The organism is Enterobacter sp. BRE11, assembly GCF_031844285.1.
GTDB lineage: Bacteria > Pseudomonadota > Gammaproteobacteria > Enterobacterales > Enterobacteriaceae > Pantoea.
Genome location: NZ_JAUZUX010000020.1, coordinates 1 through 17646 on the forward strand (window position 1 = coordinate 1; position 17646 = coordinate 17646).

General features: G+C 60.3%; 18 protein-coding genes and 1 tRNA gene. 11 read left to right on the forward strand and 8 right to left on the reverse strand.

The window, feature by feature from the left end; all coding sequences use genetic code 11:
* Positions 1-162: 162 nt before the first annotated feature.
* Positions 163-954, forward strand: coding sequence for an endonuclease/exonuclease/phosphatase family protein (locus Q9R34_RS18665; RefSeq protein WP_434126914.1), 792 nt, complete (start codon positions 163-165; stop codon positions 952-954).
* A 228-nt stretch (positions 955-1182) separates the two neighbouring features.
* Here Q9R34_RS18665 and mltD read toward each other — a convergent pair whose 3' ends face one another.
* Together mltD and gloB are read right to left on the reverse strand one after the other, a co-directional pair.
* Positions 1183-2562 (reverse strand): murein transglycosylase D, encoded by a 1380-nt coding sequence (mltD, locus tag Q9R34_RS18670; RefSeq protein ID WP_485895651.1) that lies wholly within the window; start codon positions 2560-2562, stop codon positions 1183-1185.
* 71 nt (positions 2563-2633) lie between these two features.
* Positions 2634-3389 (reverse strand): hydroxyacylglutathione hydrolase, encoded by a 756-nt coding sequence (gene gloB / locus Q9R34_RS18675; RefSeq protein WP_485895653.1) that lies wholly within the window; start codon positions 3387-3389, stop codon positions 2634-2636.
* Positions 3390-3431: 42 nt separating this feature from the next.
* Here gloB and Q9R34_RS18680 point away from each other — a divergent pair, with 42 nt between their 5' ends.
* On the forward strand, positions 3432-4169 hold the full coding sequence (locus tag Q9R34_RS18680; RefSeq protein ID WP_434126911.1) for a class I SAM-dependent methyltransferase: 738 nt from the start codon (positions 3432-3434) through the stop codon (positions 4167-4169).
* Here Q9R34_RS18680 and rnhA read toward each other — a convergent pair.
* Positions 4151-4618, reverse strand: coding sequence for a ribonuclease HI (gene rnhA, locus Q9R34_RS18685; protein WP_033752878.1), 468 nt, complete (start codon positions 4616-4618; stop codon positions 4151-4153). The genes Q9R34_RS18680 and rnhA overlap by 19 nt on opposite strands.
* A gap of 54 nt (positions 4619-4672) precedes the next feature.
* Between rnhA and dnaQ the strand changes: the two genes are divergently transcribed.
* Together dnaQ and Q9R34_RS18695 are read left to right on the forward strand one after the other, a co-directional pair.
* On the forward strand, positions 4673-5404 hold the full coding sequence (gene dnaQ, locus Q9R34_RS18690) for a DNA polymerase III subunit epsilon (protein ID WP_434126910.1): 732 nt from the start codon (positions 4673-4675) through the stop codon (positions 5402-5404).
* Between the two features lie 134 nt (positions 5405-5538).
* Positions 5539-5615, forward strand: a tRNA-Asp gene (locus Q9R34_RS18695).
* A gap of 54 nt (positions 5616-5669) precedes the next feature.
* Here the strand turns inward: Q9R34_RS18695 and Q9R34_RS18700 are convergent.
* A complete protein-coding gene (locus tag Q9R34_RS18700; RefSeq protein WP_485895656.1) occupies positions 5670-7166 on the reverse strand; it encodes an NCS1 family nucleobase:cation symporter-1 in 1497 nt (498 codons plus the stop codon).
* Between the two features lie 144 nt (positions 7167-7310).
* Here Q9R34_RS18700 and Q9R34_RS18705 point away from each other — a divergent pair, with 144 nt between their 5' ends.
* The 5 genes from Q9R34_RS18705 to Q9R34_RS18725 all read left to right on the forward strand — a co-directional run bounded on the left by Q9R34_RS18705 (position 7311) and on the right by Q9R34_RS18725 (position 12143).
* Positions 7311-8033 (forward strand): GntR family transcriptional regulator, encoded by a 723-nt coding sequence (locus Q9R34_RS18705; protein ID WP_485895658.1) that lies wholly within the window; start codon positions 7311-7313, stop codon positions 8031-8033.
* Entirely contained in the window at positions 8030-8761 is a 732-nt protein-coding gene (gene hpxA, locus Q9R34_RS18710; RefSeq protein ID WP_096072615.1) for an allantoin racemase, read from the forward strand. The genes Q9R34_RS18705 and hpxA overlap by 4 nt, the downstream gene beginning before the upstream one ends.
* A gap of 34 nt (positions 8762-8795) precedes the next feature.
* Positions 8796-9752, forward strand: coding sequence for an allantoinase PuuE (gene puuE / locus Q9R34_RS18715; protein WP_434126907.1), 957 nt, complete (start codon positions 8796-8798; stop codon positions 9750-9752).
* A 310-nt stretch (positions 9753-10062) separates the two neighbouring features.
* A complete protein-coding gene (locus tag Q9R34_RS18720; protein WP_485895661.1) occupies positions 10063-11274 on the forward strand; it encodes an oxalate decarboxylase family bicupin in 1212 nt (403 codons plus the stop codon).
* Between the two features lie 140 nt (positions 11275-11414).
* Positions 11415-12143 carry an HPP family protein gene (locus Q9R34_RS18725; RefSeq protein WP_485895747.1) on the forward strand — a complete coding sequence of 243 codons (729 nt, stop codon included), beginning with the start codon at positions 11415-11417 and terminating at the stop codon, positions 12141-12143.
* Between the two features lies 1 nt (position 12144).
* On the opposite strand, the gene hpxZ is transcribed toward Q9R34_RS18725, so the two are convergent.
* From hpxZ to Q9R34_RS18745, 4 genes are read right to left on the reverse strand one after another with little or no spacing between them, the layout of a single operon-like run.
* The gene (gene hpxZ / locus Q9R34_RS18730; protein WP_434126905.1) at positions 12145-12534 is read right to left on the reverse strand and encodes an oxalurate catabolism protein HpxZ; all 390 of its coding nucleotides are present in this window, start codon (positions 12532-12534) and stop codon (positions 12145-12147) included.
* A complete protein-coding gene (locus tag Q9R34_RS18735) occupies positions 12524-13921 on the reverse strand; it encodes an AtzE family amidohydrolase (protein WP_485895663.1) in 1398 nt (465 codons plus the stop codon). The genes hpxZ and Q9R34_RS18735 overlap by 11 nt, the downstream gene beginning before the upstream one ends.
* A complete protein-coding gene (gene hpxX / locus Q9R34_RS18740; RefSeq protein ID WP_033752868.1) occupies positions 13918-14103 on the reverse strand; it encodes an oxalurate catabolism protein HpxX in 186 nt (61 codons plus the stop codon). The genes Q9R34_RS18735 and hpxX overlap by 4 nt, the downstream gene beginning before the upstream one ends.
* A gap of 14 nt (positions 14104-14117) precedes the next feature.
* Positions 14118-15704, reverse strand: a complete 1587-nt coding sequence (locus tag Q9R34_RS18745; RefSeq protein WP_485895665.1) for a gamma-glutamyltransferase family protein — start codon at positions 15702-15704, stop codon at positions 14118-14120.
* A gap of 135 nt (positions 15705-15839) precedes the next feature.
* On the opposite strand from Q9R34_RS18745, the gene hpxU reads away from it, so the two are divergent.
* Together hpxU and Q9R34_RS18755 are read left to right on the forward strand one after the other, a co-directional pair.
* Positions 15840-16679 (forward strand): MurR/RpiR family transcriptional regulator HpxU, encoded by an 840-nt coding sequence (gene hpxU / locus Q9R34_RS18750; RefSeq protein ID WP_434126901.1) that lies wholly within the window; start codon positions 15840-15842, stop codon positions 16677-16679.
* 181 nt (positions 16680-16860) lie between these two features.
* On the forward strand, positions 16861-17646 hold the full coding sequence (locus Q9R34_RS18755; protein WP_485895668.1) for a transporter substrate-binding domain-containing protein: 786 nt from the start codon (positions 16861-16863) through the stop codon (positions 17644-17646).

A 17646-nucleotide genomic window follows, 5' to 3' on the forward strand; every position in this document is an offset into this window, starting at 1 on the left:
TAACAGATAAGCCCTGACTGCAAAGTCAGGGCTTTTTCTTTTGCGTTAAAAAGCCTCATTCGCACACGATGATTCCTACAATTCCCAACACCGATTGAAACCCCCGACTAAAATCCCTATAACTGACAGGTGCAACGGGTACGGAAGGAAGCAGGCAAAAACGTGCGAAAAAAAACTTATGCAATGCGCTATGTCGCGGGTCAGCCGGTAGAACAGATCTTTCCGCCGGGTGCCATGCTACATCTTGGCCAGGCGCTTCCGCCAGGGGCGCCGCTGTCGCCTGATGCCCATCTTAAAGTGTTAGTGTGGAATATTTTCAAACAGCAGCGCGCCGACTGGATGTCTGTACTGCAGGGGTTCGGTAAAGACGCACACCTGGTACTGCTGCAGGAGGCGCAAACCACGCCTGAACTGATAAAGTTTGCGACCAGCAATTATCTTGCCGCCGATCAGGTCCCCGCTTTTGTGCTGCCTCAGCATCCTTCTGGCGTGATGACGCTCGCTTCCGCCCATCCGGTCTACTGCTGCCCGCTGCGCGAGCGAGAGCCGCTGCTGCGGCTGGCTAAGTCGGCACTGGTCACCGCCTATCCGCTGCCGACCGGCGAAATGCTGATGGTCGTCAACATCCACGCGGTCAATTTCAGCCTTGGCATCGATGTCTACAGCAAGCAGCTAGGGCCGATAGGCGAGCAGATTTTGCATCATAAAGGCCCGGTTATCATGGCAGGTGATTTCAACGCATGGAGCCGTCAGCGCATCCACGCGCTCTATCGGTTTGCGCGCGAAATGACGCTAAAAGAGGTAAGGTTTACGGACGATCATCGACGTAAAGCGTTTGGCCGCCCTCTGGATTTCGTCTTCTATCGCGATATGAACGTCAGCAGGGCTTCTGTGCTGGTTACGCGTGCCTCCGACCATAACCCCTTACTGGTCGAGTTTAACGCCGCACGCTAAGGGCAGCACGCGCCTGTTCGCCTTCTCTATCGCAATAGTGCGAGAGGGCGACTTACCCGGCTGAATGCCATTCCCGCCTCCTTCGCTCTGATTTTTGCCGCCTATAGGGCTTCAGGCCATACATGAGGAGAGGCGCGTTTCATATTCGACTAATAAGTTATTGAAAAAGGAAAGAGAAAAGCAGGCGGAAATGAAAAAAGGCCAACAAATGTTGGCCTTTTCAACGCATCAGGTATCAGGCGATGCGCTATTATTTACGTAAAGCGTTAGCCTGTCTCCAGGCTGAATATCTTTCGTGCTGCTCAGGACCGTATTCCAGCGCATCACATCTTTGATATCGACGCCATGGCGCCTTGCAATGCTGGCAAGAGAATCACCTTTGCGCACGCGATAGGTGATGCTGTTGCTATTATCAGCCAGGCTCGTGCCGCTGTCGCCCACGGTCAGCGTCTGACCGATGCGAACGCTGGCGCTCCGTAAATTGTTCTGTTGCTTCAGCGATGCGACGCTGACGCCCAGTTTGCTGGCAATGCCGGAAAGCGTGTCGCCGCGACGCACTTTATAGCTGCTGCCAGACGCGCTGTTTTTCGCCAGCTGCGTCGGCTGTACTGCTGCAATGTCGCCAGAAGCCAACGAGCTACGCAGCTTCGCCACGTGGGACTTGGGTACTAAAATGTACTGCGGTCCGTTGGGCGCGGTAGCACCTTTTTTATAGCCGGTATTGAAGCTCTTGAGCTTGCTGAGCGACATACCCGCCATTTCGGCAGCCTGCGTCAACTGCATCTGCTGACCGACTTCAACGCGCGCCAGCGCGCGGCTTTCGTCCGGTGTCGGCAGTTTAATACCGTAGCGCTTGTTGTTCTTAAGCAGTTCGCTCAAGGCCAACATCTTCGGTACGTAGACCGTGGTCTCACGCGGCAGCGACAGATTCCAGAAGTCGGTGGGCTTGCCACGCGCCTTGTTCTGTTTAATTGCCTTTAATACACGTCCTTCACCGCTGTTATAAGCCGCGACGGTCAGCAACCAGTCGCCGTCAAACATCTTGTTCAGACGCTGCATCATATCCAGCGCAGCCCTGGTCGAGGCGACCACATCACGGCGCCCGTCGTACCACTGGTTTTGTTTCAAACCATAGTTTTTGCCCGTTCTTGCAACAATCTGCCAGATGCCAGCGGCATTGGCTGATGAGGTTGCATGGGGGTCAAAAGCGCTCTCCACTATGGGTAGCAGTACCAGTTCCATCGGCATCTTACGTTTATGTATCTGCTCGACTATCCAGTACATGTACGGCTCTGCCCGTAATGTTACATCGTGGAGATAGCTCTTATTTTTTAAGTACTTTTGTTTTTGTTCGCGGATCCGGCTGTTTTCCGGAATCCCCATCTTCAACTCGTCACTAATGAAACTCCAGAGATCGGTATCTTCTGCGAGGCCAGTTCCATCTTCCTGCCATCGCGGCGACAACATTCGATCACCGTACTTTCCATTTTCACCTTGACCAGCTGAAGACAGACTCTGGGCATGCTGTTCGGGGATATTGGCGTCATTCCGTGATGCCTGACATCCCACCAGCAAGACCGAGGCGAGTAATATCGCTTTAGCCTTCATGTGTGTGTCAATAGTTCGCTTAAAAGACGAGCAACTATACGCGACGCCCTGTCACAACACAACCCGAAAAATCAAAACTGGTCTTTCTTTTCCCGTAAAAGAGCAAATGTGTCCCATATGTGGTCAGGTGTTAAATTTATGTTCAATGCCCTTTTCAAATCAGGATCTTGCGTACGCAAAAATAAATTTATTTGCCGTTCGTGCGCCAGTTTTGTGGGTAAAGTAATGCCGTTTTTGGCGCGTAAGTCCTTAATTTTCTGATATTCGGCCATAATTTGCGGGTCATGGGGCAGAATAGCCGCAGCAAACTTCAAATTAGATAAAGTGTACTCATGCGCGCAGCAAACCAGAGTGTCGTCGGGAAGTTGTTCAATCTTTTGAAATGATTCATACATTTGCTCAGCTGTGCCTTCAAAAAGACGCCCGCAACCGCCGGAAAACAGGGTATCGCCGCAAAAAAGATAAGGCGAGCTGTAATATGAGATATGTCCTAAAGTATGACCGGGCGTATGAATCACGCTTAAGTCCATTCCCATTAGCGACACCGTGTCGCCTTCGCTGACCACCGTTGTCGCGCCTTTATCTTCTGTTTCCTGTGGACCGAAAACCTCAAGGCCAGGAAATTTTTCCAGCAGTGCTTGTACGCCGCCGACATGATCGTGATGATGGTGAGTCAGTAAAATCCCCGCCGGTTTCCAGCCGTTCGCGTAAACTTTCTCCAGCACGGGTTGCGCTTCGCCAGGATCGACAATCAGGCAGTTGCCAGCGTCGTCGTTCAGCGTCCAGATGTAGTTATCCTGTAGCGCAGGAATACTGGTAAGATTCATAATCACCTCTCGCAGGCCGTTAGAAAAGGAAGATGGTAAAGCATGAAGCGCGCTAAAACACGCCAGATTCTGACCGCGCCGCGCTCATGGCGCGATATGCCGTGGGGAGACTATTTCCGCGACGCGCTGACGCAGCAACTCCAGCCCTACCTGGGAAAGCTATATGGCTTTCATATGCTTAAGCTTGGCAACCTTAGTGCAGAAATCAACACCGAGCACTGCGCTATTTCACATCAGGTCAATGTCGGCAGCGAAGGCGAGCTGCTGCAGGTGCTGGCGCACCCGACGCAGCTGCCGTTTGAGTCCAAGTCTATCGACGCCTGCCTGCTGGCGCATACGCTGGCCTGGAGCCAGGATCCGCACCGGGTGCTGCGCGAAGTAGATCGCGTGCTGATTGACGACGGCTGGATGATTATCAGCGGCTTTAATCCCTTTTCGCTGCTGGGCATCAGCAAAGCGCTGCCCGGCATTCAGCGCAAAGCGCCCTGGAGCGGACGGATGTTTAGCCAGATGCGCTTGCTTGACTGGCTGAGCCTGCTCAATTACGAAGTGGTGTTCCGCACCCGTTTTCAGGTGGTGCCCTGGCACCGGCAGGGCGGCAAGGTGATCAGCGCGCATCTGCCTGCCTTGGGCTGCCTGAATATCGTCGTGGCGCGTAAACGCACATTCCCGCTAACGCCGACAAAGGCGAAAAAGACATTGGGCAAGGCGCAGCTGCGTCCGGCGGTGAACGCCACGCGGCAGTTCCGCGCGGCGAAAGATCAGGACTCGACTTTGTAGCCGATATCCTCTGACTGCGGATGCGACGCTGCGCTGCGCGCCAGCTCGTCGCATCGTTCGTTTTCGGGATGGCCAGCATGGCCTTTGACCCATTCCCACTGGATCTCATGCCCGGCCAGCGCGCTGTCGAGGCGCTTCCAGAGATCGACATTTTTTACCGGCTTCTTATCCGCCGTTTTCCAGCCGCGCTTTTTCCAGTTATGGATCCAGCTGGTAATGCCCTGGCGCACATACTGACTGTCGGTGCTCAGCACCACGTGGCAAGGCTCTTTCAGCGCTTCCAGCGCCACAATCGCCGCCATCAACTCCATGCGGTTATTGGTGGTAAGGCGGTAACCGGCGCTAAACAGCTTTTCGTGCTGCCCGTAGCGTAAAATCGCGCCGTAGCCGCCGGGACCGGGATTGCCGAGGCAGGATCCGTCGGTGAATATTTCTACCTGCTTGCGCATCTCTGGTAGACTCCCTTCTGAGAAAAACGCCAAGTCTGACATAAAACGAATCCTATGAGCACTGCAAATAACCGCCAGATCGTACTCGATACTGAAACCACCGGCATGAACATGATCGGTGTGCATTATGAAGGTCACCGCATCATTGAAATCGGCGCAGTAGAGGTGGTAAATCGTCGCCTGACCGGCAACAACTTCCATATCTATCTGCGTCCCGATCGCCTGGTAGATCCGGAAGCGTTCGGCGTGCACGGTATTGCAGATGAGTTTCTCGCCGATAAGCCGACCTTCGCCGAGATCGCGGACGAATTCCTTGACTATATTCGCGGCGCCGAGCTGGTGATCCATAACGCCTCGTTTGATATCGGCTTTATGGATTATGAGTTTTCCATGCTGAACCGCGGCATTGCGAAAACCGAAACCTTCTGTCGCATCACCGACAGCCTGGCGATGGCGCGCAAGATGTTCCCGGGTAAGCGCAACAGTCTGGATGCGCTCTGCTCGCGCTATGAGATCGACAACAGCAAGCGTACGCTGCACGGCGCGCTGCTCGACTCCGAAATCCTGGCGGAAGTCTTCCTGGCAATGACCGGCGGCCAGACGTCGCTGGCGTTTTCGCAGGAAGGCGACGGCGCGCAGCAGAACGAGGGCGAAGCTATCCAGCGCATCGTGCGGCCCGCCTCAGCGCTGCGGGTCGTGGCGGCGTCGGACGAAGAGGTGATGGCGCATGAGTCACGCCTCGATCTGGTGATGAAAAAAGGTGGAAGCTGCCTCTGGCGCGGTTAACAGAAAGCGTTTCGCTGGTTAAATCAGCGTTAAGCGTAAAAAAACAGCAAACGCGCAACGCGGCGAGAAAAAGCGTTGACGGGATCCTGAGCGGCCATTAATATGCGCCTCGTTCCCGACGGGGAACACAGCGCGGTGCGGTAGTTCAGTCGGTTAGAATACCGGCCTGTCACGCCGGGGGTCGCGGGTTCGAGTCCCGTCCGCACCGCCAACTCTTCAGAAAGGCCGATTCAGCAATGAATCGGCCTTTTGCTTTTCTGCTTCCTTACTCTTTCTGCATCGCAACGCCACCGGCGAAAGGCTGGGCGGCGCCTGCTTCACGCTCGTGGCGCGCCAGATAGCGATAGCATCCGCCGCCCAGCGCCGCACCGATAAACCAGCTAAAGCTGGCGACCTCATGCAGCGACGGCATAAAGCTGATGATCAGACCAATAGCCACTGAAGGCAGCAGTGCGGCAATCGCTTTTGGATTGAATCCGCCGCGATACCAGTAGCGTCCTTTCGGCGTTGCGTCGAACAGGTCATCGACAAAGACGCGGCCGCGTTTAATCAGATAGAAATCTGCCAGCAGGATGCCAAAGAGTGGCCCGATAAAGGCGCCCAGCACGTCGAGCGTATAGTGGATCAGTTCGGGCGACTGGAACAGGTTCCACGGCGTCAGCAGCACCGAGCCTACTGCGGCGATCATACCGCCGGTGCGGAAGCTGATTTTTTGCGGCGAGCAGTTAGAGAAATCGAACGCTGGCGAGACGAAGTTCGCCACGATATTAATGCCGATGGTGGCGGTGATCATGGTCAGCAGCCCAATCGCCACCGCCAGGTCATTGCCGACCATGCTGACGGTTTCGATAGGATCGGTAATCATCTTGCCGAACAGCGACTGCGTGCCGGAGACGATCACCACCGTCACCACGGAGAAGAGCAAAAAGTTAAAGGGCAGGCCCCAGCGGTTGCCGCGGCGGATCTCGCCCATGCTTTTGCCGTAGCGCGAGAAGTCGCCGAAGTTAAGCAGCGGCCCGGAAAAGTAGGAGACCACCAGCGCGGTGGCGGTGATCATCTGCCAGCTCTGTTCGCCTGCGCTCAGGGATTTGCTCGCCAGGGTAAACGAGATACCGTCGAACCCCGTCTTGTATACAATCCAGCCCGCCAGCGCCACCATCACCACATAAACGGCGGGACCCGCCACGTCGATAAAGCGCTTAATGGCGCTCATGCCGTGCCAGAACACCATCGCCTGAAGCAGCCACATCACGCCGAAGCAGCACCAGCCGAGCAGCGACAGGCCCAGCCAGCTGGCGTGGGTCATCGACGCCAGCGTCGGAAAGAATTTCAGCAGCACCAGCATCAGCGCGTTGGCGGCCAGGTAGGTCTGAATGCCATACCAGGCGAAGGCAATCAGCCCGCGGATCACCGCCGGAATATTGGCACCAAAAACGCCGAACGCCTGGCGACAGATCACCGCATAAGGTACGCCTGCCATCTGGCTCGGCTTCGCCACCAGGTTAGCGCAGAGCTGCACGATGCAGATCCCCGCCAGCAGGCAAATCAGCACCTGCCAGCTCGCCAGCCCAAGGGTGAAAAAGCTGGCCGCGACCACATAGCCGCCCATGCTGTGCACATCCGACATCCAGAAAGAGAAAATGTTGTACCACGTCCAGTTTTGCTGGCGCGTCGGCGCCAGATCCTCATTGGTCAGGCGGGGACTGTAGCGCGCGCGGGCTTCAGCGGCCGACGCGGAAACATGTTTTTGAGGGTTTGGCATGAAACCTGCTCCTTATCTCGAGAGTTAACGGTCTTAGCAACGTGAAAAGCTGTTGCAGGATCCAGGCCAGAATTGAAATCTTGTATACAAAAAAAGGTTTTCGCGTATACGATGGTGGCACACAGCTTGTAAAGGGAGTCCGGTATGAGAAGTGAGACAGGCCAGGCACTGGCCGCCGATCGCGGGGATAAAGACGAATCTATCTACCAGGCGTTAATGAACGCCATCGTGGAGCATCAGCTGCCGCCGGGCAGCAAACTGCCGGAAGAAGCGCTGGCAGAGGTGTTCGGCGTCAGCCGCACCGGCATTCGCAAAGTCCTGCAGCGCCTCGCCGCAGTGCAGATGGTGACGCTGTTGCCCAGGCGCGGTGCACAGGTGACCACGCCAGGCGTTGATGAAGCGCGCGACATTTTCCGCACCCGTGCGCTAATCGAGTGCGCCAATTTGCCCGCCGTGCTGTCGCATCTGCAGCCGCCGCATCTGGCGGGGCTGACGCAGCGTATCGCTCAGGAGCAGCAGGCGCACGATGTGCGTGACGGCGCAGCGGCGATCCGTCTCTCCGCGGCTTTCCATATCGAACTGCAGGCGATTGCGGGTAATGCGGTGCTGACGGAACTGGTCACGCGCCTGACGCAGCGCTCTTCGCTGGTGATCGCTGCCTGGGGCGCGCCCTGGCAGCAGGGCTGCCGCTGCGACGACCACGACCGGCTGGTGGCCCACCTGCGCGCGGGCGACCTCGCCGCGCTGACTCAGGCGCTGCAGCACCACTTCGACCACATCGTCTCCAGCCTGCACTTCGAGCGCAGCGGTGAAACGCTGCCCGACTTCTCACGGTTATTTGCCCGTCATAAAGAGGTGACATCATGAGCCTGATCCAGGTCATCAACCCCAACACCAGCCTGGCGATGACGGAAACCATCGGCGCGGCGGCGCGCGCGGTCGCTGCGCCAGGCACCGAGATTATTGCCGTGTCGCCCTCGCAGGGCGTGCCCTCGATTGAGGGCCATTTCGATGAGGCGATCGCGGCGATTGGCGTGCTGGAGCAGGTGAAGCGCGGCAAAGCGCAGGGCGTCAGCGGCCACGTTATCGCCTGCTTTGGCGACCCCGGGCTGCTGGCGGCGCGCGAGCTGGCCAGCGGGCCGGTCATCGGCATCGCCGAAGCGGCGATGCACGCCGCGACGCTGGTGGCCACGCGCTTTTCCATCGTCACCACGCTGCCACGCACGCTGATTATCGCGCGCCATCTGCTGCAGCAGTACGGCTTTACCCATCACTGCGCCGCGCTGCACGCCATCGATCTGCCGGTGCTGGCGCTGGAGGATGGTTCGGGGCTGGCGCAGGAGAAAGTGCGCCAGCAGTGCCTGCAGGCGAAGCAACAGGATGGCAGCGGCGCCATCGTGCTGGGCTGCGGCGGCATGGCGACGCTGGCGCGCGAGCTGACGCAGGAGCTGGGGATGCCGGTTATCGACGGCGTCAGCGCGGCGGTAAAAATGGTGGAGGCACTGGTAGCGCTTGGCTTTGGCACCAGCAAGCATGGCGATCTCGCTCAGCCGATCGCTAAACCTCTCTCAGGCGCGTTTCAGCATCTAAACTAACGAAACCTTGCCGTAATTAAACAGGAATTGATGAATGGATAGTGCAGAGAAGAAAGAGTACAGCTTCAACAAAAACTATCCGCGCGATCTGATCGGCTATGGCGCCACGCCGCCGCACGCCGCCTGGCCGAACAAGGCACGCGTGGCGGTACAGTTCGTGCTCAACTATGAAGAGGGCGCCGAGAACAACGTGCTGCACGGCGATGCCGGTTCCGAGCAGTTCCTCTCCGACATCATCGGGGCGGCCAGCTATCCCGATCGCCATATGTCGATGGATTCGCTCTACGAATATGGTTCGCGCGCTGGCTTCTGGCGCATCCACCGCGAATTCCAGAAGCGCGGTCTGCCGCTGACGGTGTTTGGCGTCGCGATGGCGCTGGCGCGTCATCCGCAGATCGTCGAGGCGATCAAACAGGCCGACTACGACGTGGTCAGCCACGGCTGGCGCTGGATCCACTACCAGTCGATGGACGCCAAAACCGAGCGCCAGCATATGCAGCAGGCGGTCGACGTGCTTACCGACCTGTTCGGCAAGGCGCCCACCGGCTGGTACACCGGGCGCGACAGCCCCAACACGCGGCGGCTGGTGGTCGAGCAGGGCGGCTTTAGCTACGACAGCGACTATTACGGCGACGACCTGCCGTTCTGGACGCAGGTCACCTGTCAGGACGGCACCGTGAAGCCGCATCTGGTGATCCCTTACACGCTGGAGTGCAACGATATGCGCTTCGCGACGCCGCAGGGGTTCAATACCGCCGAGCAGTTTTTTACCTACCTGCGCGACACCTTTGACGTGCTCTATGAAGAGGGCGAAACCCAGCCGAAAATGATGTCGGTTGGCATGCACTGTCGCCTGCTGGGCCGGCCGGGGAAATTCAAAGCGCTGCAAAACTTCCTCGACCATATTCAGCAGCATAACGATGTCTGGATCTGTACCCGCCAGCAGATCGCCGATCACTGGGCCGCGGTGCATCCCGCGCCGCAGCCCTGAGTATTACCCGACGCGGCTGCGCAAACAGCCGCGCTTTCCGGACCGTTCTTGTTAAAAAGATGTAACGGGTTATTTACCAGAAATATTAATGCATCTGCTCAACCGTTAGCAATTCGTGCGCGCGGTAAAGCCCATTCTGACGCCATTTTTAACCATGGTTAAATGAAGTAAAAATTTTCCCCTCATAAAATTGATTAAAAAACCTGAGGTTCCTCGTCGCCCGATGGACTGTTACATCTTGCCTGCCGCCGACGGTTCGCTTTGCGCGTATAGATATTCCGGACTAACCACGGAATGAGGAACCCTGTAAATGAGCAAGCTTTCCCGAAGGAATTTTATGGCGTTCGCCGCTGGCGGCACGGTAGCCCTGGCGGCAGGCCAGGTCCACGCCCACGACACCATTGCCTCCTGGCCTGCGGGCACGCCGCGCGATCCCGGGCCGCACGATCCGGCGCGCGAGGCGCAGAACCCCGATATCGTCAATCCGCCCGCTACCGACAGCGGCACGCTGCCCAATCTGCGCTTCTCTTTCAGCGACGCGCACGTGCGCAAAGGCAGCGGCGGCTGGACGCGCCAGGTGACGCAGCGCGAGCTGGGCATCTCCACCACCATCGCGGGGGTTGATATGCGCCTCAACGCGGGCGGCATCCGCGAACTGCACTGGCACAAAGAGGGCGAGTGGGCTTATATGACCTTCGGCAAAGCGCGCGTGACCGCCTTCGATACCGACGGCGGCTGGTTTGTCGATGATATCGGGGTCGGCGATCTCTGGTACTTTCCGCCGGGCATACCGCACTCGATTCAGGGACTGGGGCCCGACGGCTGTGAGTTTCTGCTGGCGTTTGACGACGGCAGCTTCGATGAAGACAGCACCTTTCTCTTGTCAGACTGGTTCAAACATATTCCGCCCGATATTCTGGCAAAAAACTTCAGCGTGCCGGTTTCAACCTTTGCAAAACTGCCTTCCCCGGACGACGAATATATTTTTGCCGGCAAGGTGCCGGGTAGCCTGGCTGCGGACGCCATCAAGGGGGCGCAGAAATCAAAACGCGTCTTCACCCATCATATGCTGGCGCAGACGCCGATTAACGCGCCGGGCGGCACGGTACGCATTACCGACTCCTCGACCTTTCCGGTATCGAAAACCATCGCGGCCGCGCTGGTGGAGGTTGCACCGGGCGGCATGCGCGAACTGCACTGGCATCCCAACAACGATGAGTGGCAATACTATCTTGAAGGCGAGGGGCGTATGGGCGTATTCGCCTCCTCCGGCCAGGCAAGAACCTTTGATTACCGGGCAGGCGACGTCGGCTATGTCCCGTTCGCCATGGGGCACTATATCGAGAACACCGGCACCGGGCCGCTACGGTTTCTGGAGCTGTTCAAAAGCGATTACTACGCCGATATCTCTCTTAATCAGTGGCTCGCCAGCACGCCGCGCGAGCTGGTGGCGCAGCATCTGCAGCTCGACGATGCGTTCCTCTCGGCGCTGTCGCTGAAGAGAAGTCCGGTCGTCAAATAGCCCTCCGGGCTGGCGCGCCGCCAGCCCTGGGCACAATTCCGAATCCTGACCAGTCACTCCACCCAGCGGTTGTGGCGGCCAAATCGATCGGCGACAATCGCCCATTCCATAATTTTTTCTGATGAATAAGCGTTGTGAACATGACTGAATCGCGTCAGGCGAAGGGGAGGAGCGGGCTGCGCACTTTTTTTGCCCGCTTCTGGCCGCATCCGCTGCCGGTGGCCAAAAAAGAGATCGTTATCGCCAGCGTCGGCGCCGGGCTTGGCCTGACCATCACCAGCCTGATAAGCCACTGGCTGTTAGGGCAGGTTAATTTGTGGTTTGTTGCGCCGATGGGCGCGTCTGCCGTGCTGCTGTTCGGCATCCCGAACAGCCCGCTGGCGCAGCCCTGGTCGATTGTCGGCGGCAATATGGTGGCGGCGGCGATTGGCGTGACCGCCGCCATCACGATCCCTTATGCGCCGCTGGCCTGCGGCGTCGCCGCCTGCCTGGCGATCGCCGTGATGTTTCAGCTGCGCTGCCTGCATCCGCCCAGCGGCGCGGTGGCGCTGACCGCGATTCTCGGCGGTGGGCACGTCCACCAGCTGGGCTACCACTATATTCTGACGCCCATACTGCTTAACTCCCTCTGCCTGGCGCTGCTGGCGATCCTCTTCAATAACCTGGCGGGCCGCCGCTATCCGCACCCGCTGGCCGCTGCCGAAGCGAAACCCGCGCCGGTGGCGCTGGACGTGCCGATTACCCGCGATGATCTGCATCAGGCGCTGGAAAGCGGCGAACTGCTGGATATTGATGAAGATGACCTCCAGCAGCTGCTGCAGCGCGCCGAAGCGATTGCGGTGGCGCGCCAGGCGCGGCGCGCCCGCTAATCTAGCTTTCGCTCATCAGGCTGACCTGCGCGGCGACGATGCGCCAGCCCTCAGGCAGCCTGACCCAGCTCTGCTGCTGACGGCCAGTTTTCGACGAGCCTTCCCGCGTGAACTCGGTGCTGCATACCGCGTAATCTTCGCCAAAGGTGGTGATAACGCTGTTGCGCAGGGTGCGTGCCAGCCCGGCCGCGGGACGCTGGGCGCGAAAGGCGCGGATCTGCTCAATGCCGTAGAGGTTCTCGCCTGCCCCGAGGCGAACGGTGCGTTCATCGTGCCAGAACAGCGCGTCGAGCGTCGCGATATCGTTGCTCACCAGCGCCTGCTCATAGCGGTAAAAGGCGGCGGTCACCTCCGCGACGACGTGCGGTAAATTAATCTCTTCAGGGTTCATTGCGGTTATCCATAGACGTTGGTGCCAGGGTAATGCCCTGCTGCTCAAGGGCGAAGGCGACGCGCAGCGCGGCAGCCTCGTTAAAAGGCGCGGCGATGAGCTGAAGCCCGATCGGCAGGCCGCTTTTCGTCGCCAGCGGCACGCTGCACACCGGCAGCCCGAGGAAGGAGATCGGCTGCGTCAGCATGCCCATGCTGGCGCGCGACGGCAGGTCGGCGCCGTTAACGCGGATGCTATCCTGACCGATCAGCGGTGCGACGCAGGGCGTGGCGGGGGCGATCAGCACGTCGAAGCGTTCGAACAGCGGCAGCACCTGCTGCTGGAAATGGCGGCGGAAGCGCTGCGCCTGCACGTACCAGGCGGCGGGCAGCATCGCGCCCGCCAGCAGCCGCTCGCGCGAGGCGGGTTCGAACCGCTCCGGCGAGGCGCGCAGCGCGGGCAGATAGTGATTGCCGCCCTCGCAGGCGGTCAGGATAAAGGCCGCCGAGCGCGCCAGTTCCGCCTCCGGCAGCGTCACCTCATCCTGGATCTCCAGCGCCCGCGCGGCGCGTGCCAGCGCATCGCGCGCGTCGTCGTCGCACCAGGTCGAGAAAAAGCCGCCCAGCACGGCACAGCGCTGGCCCCCTTCCTCTAGCCCCACCTGCGCCGGATCGGCGGGCCGGTTTGCCTGAAAGGCGTCCTGAGGGTCGTGGCCCTGCAGCATGTCATAGACCAGCGCCAGATCTTCAACGCGGCGCGCGAAGGGGCCGATATGATCGAGGCTGGCGACAAAGGGATGGCTGCCGCTGCGCGACAGGCGGCCAAAGGTCGGTTTCAGGCCGAAGATGCCGCACAGCGACGCAGGCACGCGAATGGACCCGTTGGTGTCGGTACCGAGCGAGAAGTGCGCCAGTCCGGCGGCAACCGCCGCCGCGGAGCCGCCCGACGAGCCGCCCGCGACGCGCGTCAGATCGTGCGGGTTGCGCGTTGCGCCGAAGTGGCTGTTCTCGGTGGTGAAGCCGTAGGCGTAGGCGTCCATATTCAGCATGCCGGAGAGCAGCGCACCGGCGCGGCTGAGGCGGCTCACCGCCCAGGCGTCCTGCGTCGCCGCCGGGCGATCCTGAAACAGGGCAGCTCCCGCCAGCGTAGTGTGGCCTGCCACGTCGAACAGATTTTTCACCGCATAGGGCACACCCGCCAGCGGCGGCAGATCGTCACCGCGGCGTCGCTGCGCGTCGACGGCGTCAGCCTCGCGCAGCATGCGTTCGTCGGTGAGCTCGGTCCAGGCGTTAATCGCCCGGTGCCGTTCAATTCCACGCAGGGTTTGCTGCGCCACCTCGCGCGCGCTGAGATCGCCGCGCTGGATCGCCTGCTGCAGCGCGCGGAGAGAGAGTTCGCTCAGATTCATGGATGAAACACTCCCGCCACTTCGAGCCGATCGTCGAGGGGAAACGCCATCAGCGGCGCCGCCAGCGCGGCGATGCGCTCAAGCTGAATCACCAGTTCAGCGCGGCGCGGGTCGTCCAGCTCCAGCGCCAGCAGCTGCTCCATCAGCGCCAGATAGCGCCCCCAGTCGGTTGTCTGATTCATCTTTTTTTCTCCTGTCAGAATCCGCTCGCGCTGCCGTTGCTGCGCGGATCGCATGCGCCTTCCAGCATGCCGTTGTTATGGCGCACGATGGCGCCTGCGTGGCCGACCGCCTCGCTGAAGTCGGGCAGCAGCTCGACCTCGTGCCCCAGCTGGCGTAGCCTGGCGACGCTCTCCGGCGCGAAGCGGCCCTCCAGCTTGAGCGAGTCGGAGGACTGACCCCAGGTGCGGCCCAGCAGCCAGCGGGGCGCGCTCACCGCCTGCTGCAGCGGCATGCCCTGGATGACGTGGCGGGTAAAGATCGCTGCCTGGGTTTGCGGCTGGCCGTCGCCGCCCATCGCACCGTAGACCAGCGTGCGGCCATCTTTCAGGCGCGCGGCGGCGGGATTAAGGGTATGGAACGGCTGTTTGCCCGGCGCCAGCGCCAGCAGATGATCCGCGTCGAGGCTGAAAGCGGCGCCGCGGTTCTGCCAGGTAATGCCGGTGCCGGGGATCACCACGCCGCTGCCGAACTCGTGATAAATGCTCTGAATAAAGGAGACGGCGAGGCCGCTGCTGTCCACCACCCCCATCCACACCGTGTCGCCGGGACCGCGCCCGACGCCCCAGGGCGCCGCCTGCGTCTCGCTAATCTGGCTCGCCAGCGTGGCGAAGTGATCCTGGGTCAGCAGCGACTGCGCCTCGCAGCGCATATGGCGCGGATCGGTAAGATGGGCGTCGCGCAGCGCTAAAGCCTTTTTGGTCGCTTCCACAATGCGGTGCACCGTCTGCGCCTCGTCAGCCTGCGCCATCGCCAGATGGTCAGTCACGCCGAGGATCGCCAGCGACACCAGCCCCTGCGTCGGCGGCGCGATATTCCACAGATCGCCTTCGCTGTGCGCCACGTGCAGCGGCACGCAGCGACGCGCGCGCTGCTGCTGCAGATCCGCCAGCGTCACCGGCATACCGAGCGCTGACATTTCGCGCGCCAGATGATGCGCCAGCTCGCCGCGGTAGAAGCTGTCGAGACCCTGCTCGCTCAGCAGGCTAAGCGTCTGCGCCAGCGCCGGCTGGGTAAAGCGGCTGCCCTCGCGCGGCGGTTCGCCGTCCGGCATAAAAGTCGAGGCGAATCCCGGCTGATGCGCCAGTTCATGCTGTTTCGCAGCGGTGGCGGCCGCCTGCGAGGCGGTAACCGGAATGCCGTCGGCGGCATAGCGGATCGCGTCGCGCAGCAGGCGCGGCAGCGGCAGCGGGGCGCCGCCCAGCTCGCCGGAGAGCGTCAGCGCCTCCTGCCAGCCGCTCACCGTCCCGGCCACCGTGAGCGCGGCGGCGGGGCCGCGATGCGGAATCGCGCTCTGGCCGCGGTAGAAATCGGGATGTGCCAGCGCGCCCGCCGCGCCGCTGGCGTCGATAGCCACGGGATCGCCGTTCGGGGGCAGCACCAGCCAGAAACCGTCGCCGCCGAGGCCGTTCATATGGGGATAGACTACGGCGATGGTCGCGGCGGCGGCGACCATCGCCTCAATGGCGTTGCCGCCGTCGCGCAGCACTGCCAGCGCGCTCTCGCTCGCCAGGTGATGCGGCGCGACCGCCATGCCCAGCGGAGCCATATTGCTCTGAATCATAGTGAGGGTTCTTATTGGGTAACAGAGCGGGGATCCAAGCAAGAGCCGTTCCAGTTTTTTGCTGTGGCGCACGACGGCGGTAACCTGGATCGAATTATGCTAGCTTTTGCTGAAACGAAAGTTACAGGACGACGCATGAAACAGCTTGATGAACGACTCAGAAGCCACTATCCGCAGCTCTCGCCGCAGGAACAGCGTATTGCGGATTTCGTCTTTGACCATTTCGACGATCTGATCAGCTACAACAGCGCCGAGCTGGCAAGGCTCAGCGGCGTGTCGAAGGCCACGGTCAGCCGCCTGTTCCGGCGGCTGGGCTATGACAAATATAAAGATATGCGCGACGAGCTGCGCATTCTGCGTCAGAGCGGCATGCCGCTCACCGACAACCGCGATGCGGTGCAGGGCAATACGCTGCTGGCGCGCCACTATAAGCAGGAGATGGCGAACCTGACGCAGTGGGTGAACGCGCTCGACGCGCAGCAGTTCGGCGAGGCGGTGCAGCAGATGACCCGGGCGAAGCGCATTTTCGTCATCGGCATGCGCAACTCCTGGCCGCTGGCGCTGCACCTGCGCCAGCAGCTGCTCCAGGCGCGCGCCGACGTGATGGTGCTGCCGCAGCCGGGCCAGACGCTGGCGGAAGAAATTGTCGATATCACGCCTGAGGATATGGTGGTGGTGATGGCGTTTCGCCGTCGTCCGCGCCTGATTCGCCCGCTGATGCAGCAGCTGCAGCAGCGAGATATTCCGCTGCTGGCGCTGTGCGAGCCGCAGGCGCAGTCGATGAGCGGCCTGGCGCGCTGGCAGCTCTGTGCGCCGCTCGACAGCGTATCGGCCTTTGACAGCTACGCGTCGGCGATGAGCCTGATCAATTTGCTGACCAACGCGCTGCTGCATGAAATGCTGACCCAGGGCCGCCAGCGTATTCATCAAATCGCCGACCTCTACCAGCAGCTGGACGAGCTGGAGCACCGTTAAAGAGCACCTTTTTGGTGCTTTGCCTCATTTTGATCCTCTGATATCAGGCGGCGTCAGGCCGCCTTCCTTCGCTTGAATCAGCGTTTCTGCCGCTTAATCCGCCGAGCCAGTGATTGGCACATTAGTTGCAAATCACATTTACAAGAATCTTTTGTTTCAGCTCAACTTACCGGGGTGCATAATGAAAAAAGCGTTAATGGCGGTGGCAGCGGCGGCGTTACTGATGGTTCAGGCTGGCAGCGCGCTGGCGGATCAGCTGCAGGATATCGAGAAGCGCGGCGTGCTGCGCGTGGCGGTGCCGCAGGATTTCCCGCCGTTTGGATCGGTTGGCACCGATCTGCAGCCGCAGGGCTATGACATCGATACGGCGAAATACCTCGCGAAACAGATGAAACTTAAGTTGCAGCTGGTGCCGGTCACCAGCGCCAACCGCGTGCCCTATCTGCAAACCGATAAGGTCGATCTGGTGATCTCCAGCATGGGGAAAAACCTCGAGCGTGAAAAAGTGATCGACTTCAGCCGCGCCTATGCGCCGTTCTTCCTCGGCGTCTTCGGCCCGAAAGGCGAGACGCTGAAAGACGCGGCGGCGCTGAGCGGCAAGAGCATCGGCGTGACGCGCGGCGCGGTGGAGGATATGGTGCTGAGCAGCCTCGCGCCGAAAGAGGCGCAGGTGAAGCGCTATGAGGACAACAACACCACACTGTCGGCCTACCTCTCTGGCCAGGTGCAGTACGTGGCGACCGGCAACCTGGTCGTGGCGGCGATCGCGCGGCAGAACCCGCAAAAGGCGCCGGTTGCGCAGTTTATGCTGAAGGATTCGCCCTGCTTTATCGGCCTGAAAAAAGATGAGCCGGCGCTGAAGGCAAAAGTGGACGCGCTGATTGAGCAGGGCATCAAAGACGGCACGCTCAACAAACTGTCGGAAGAGTGGCTGAAAGCGCCGCTGCCCGCCAGCCTCGGCGCATAA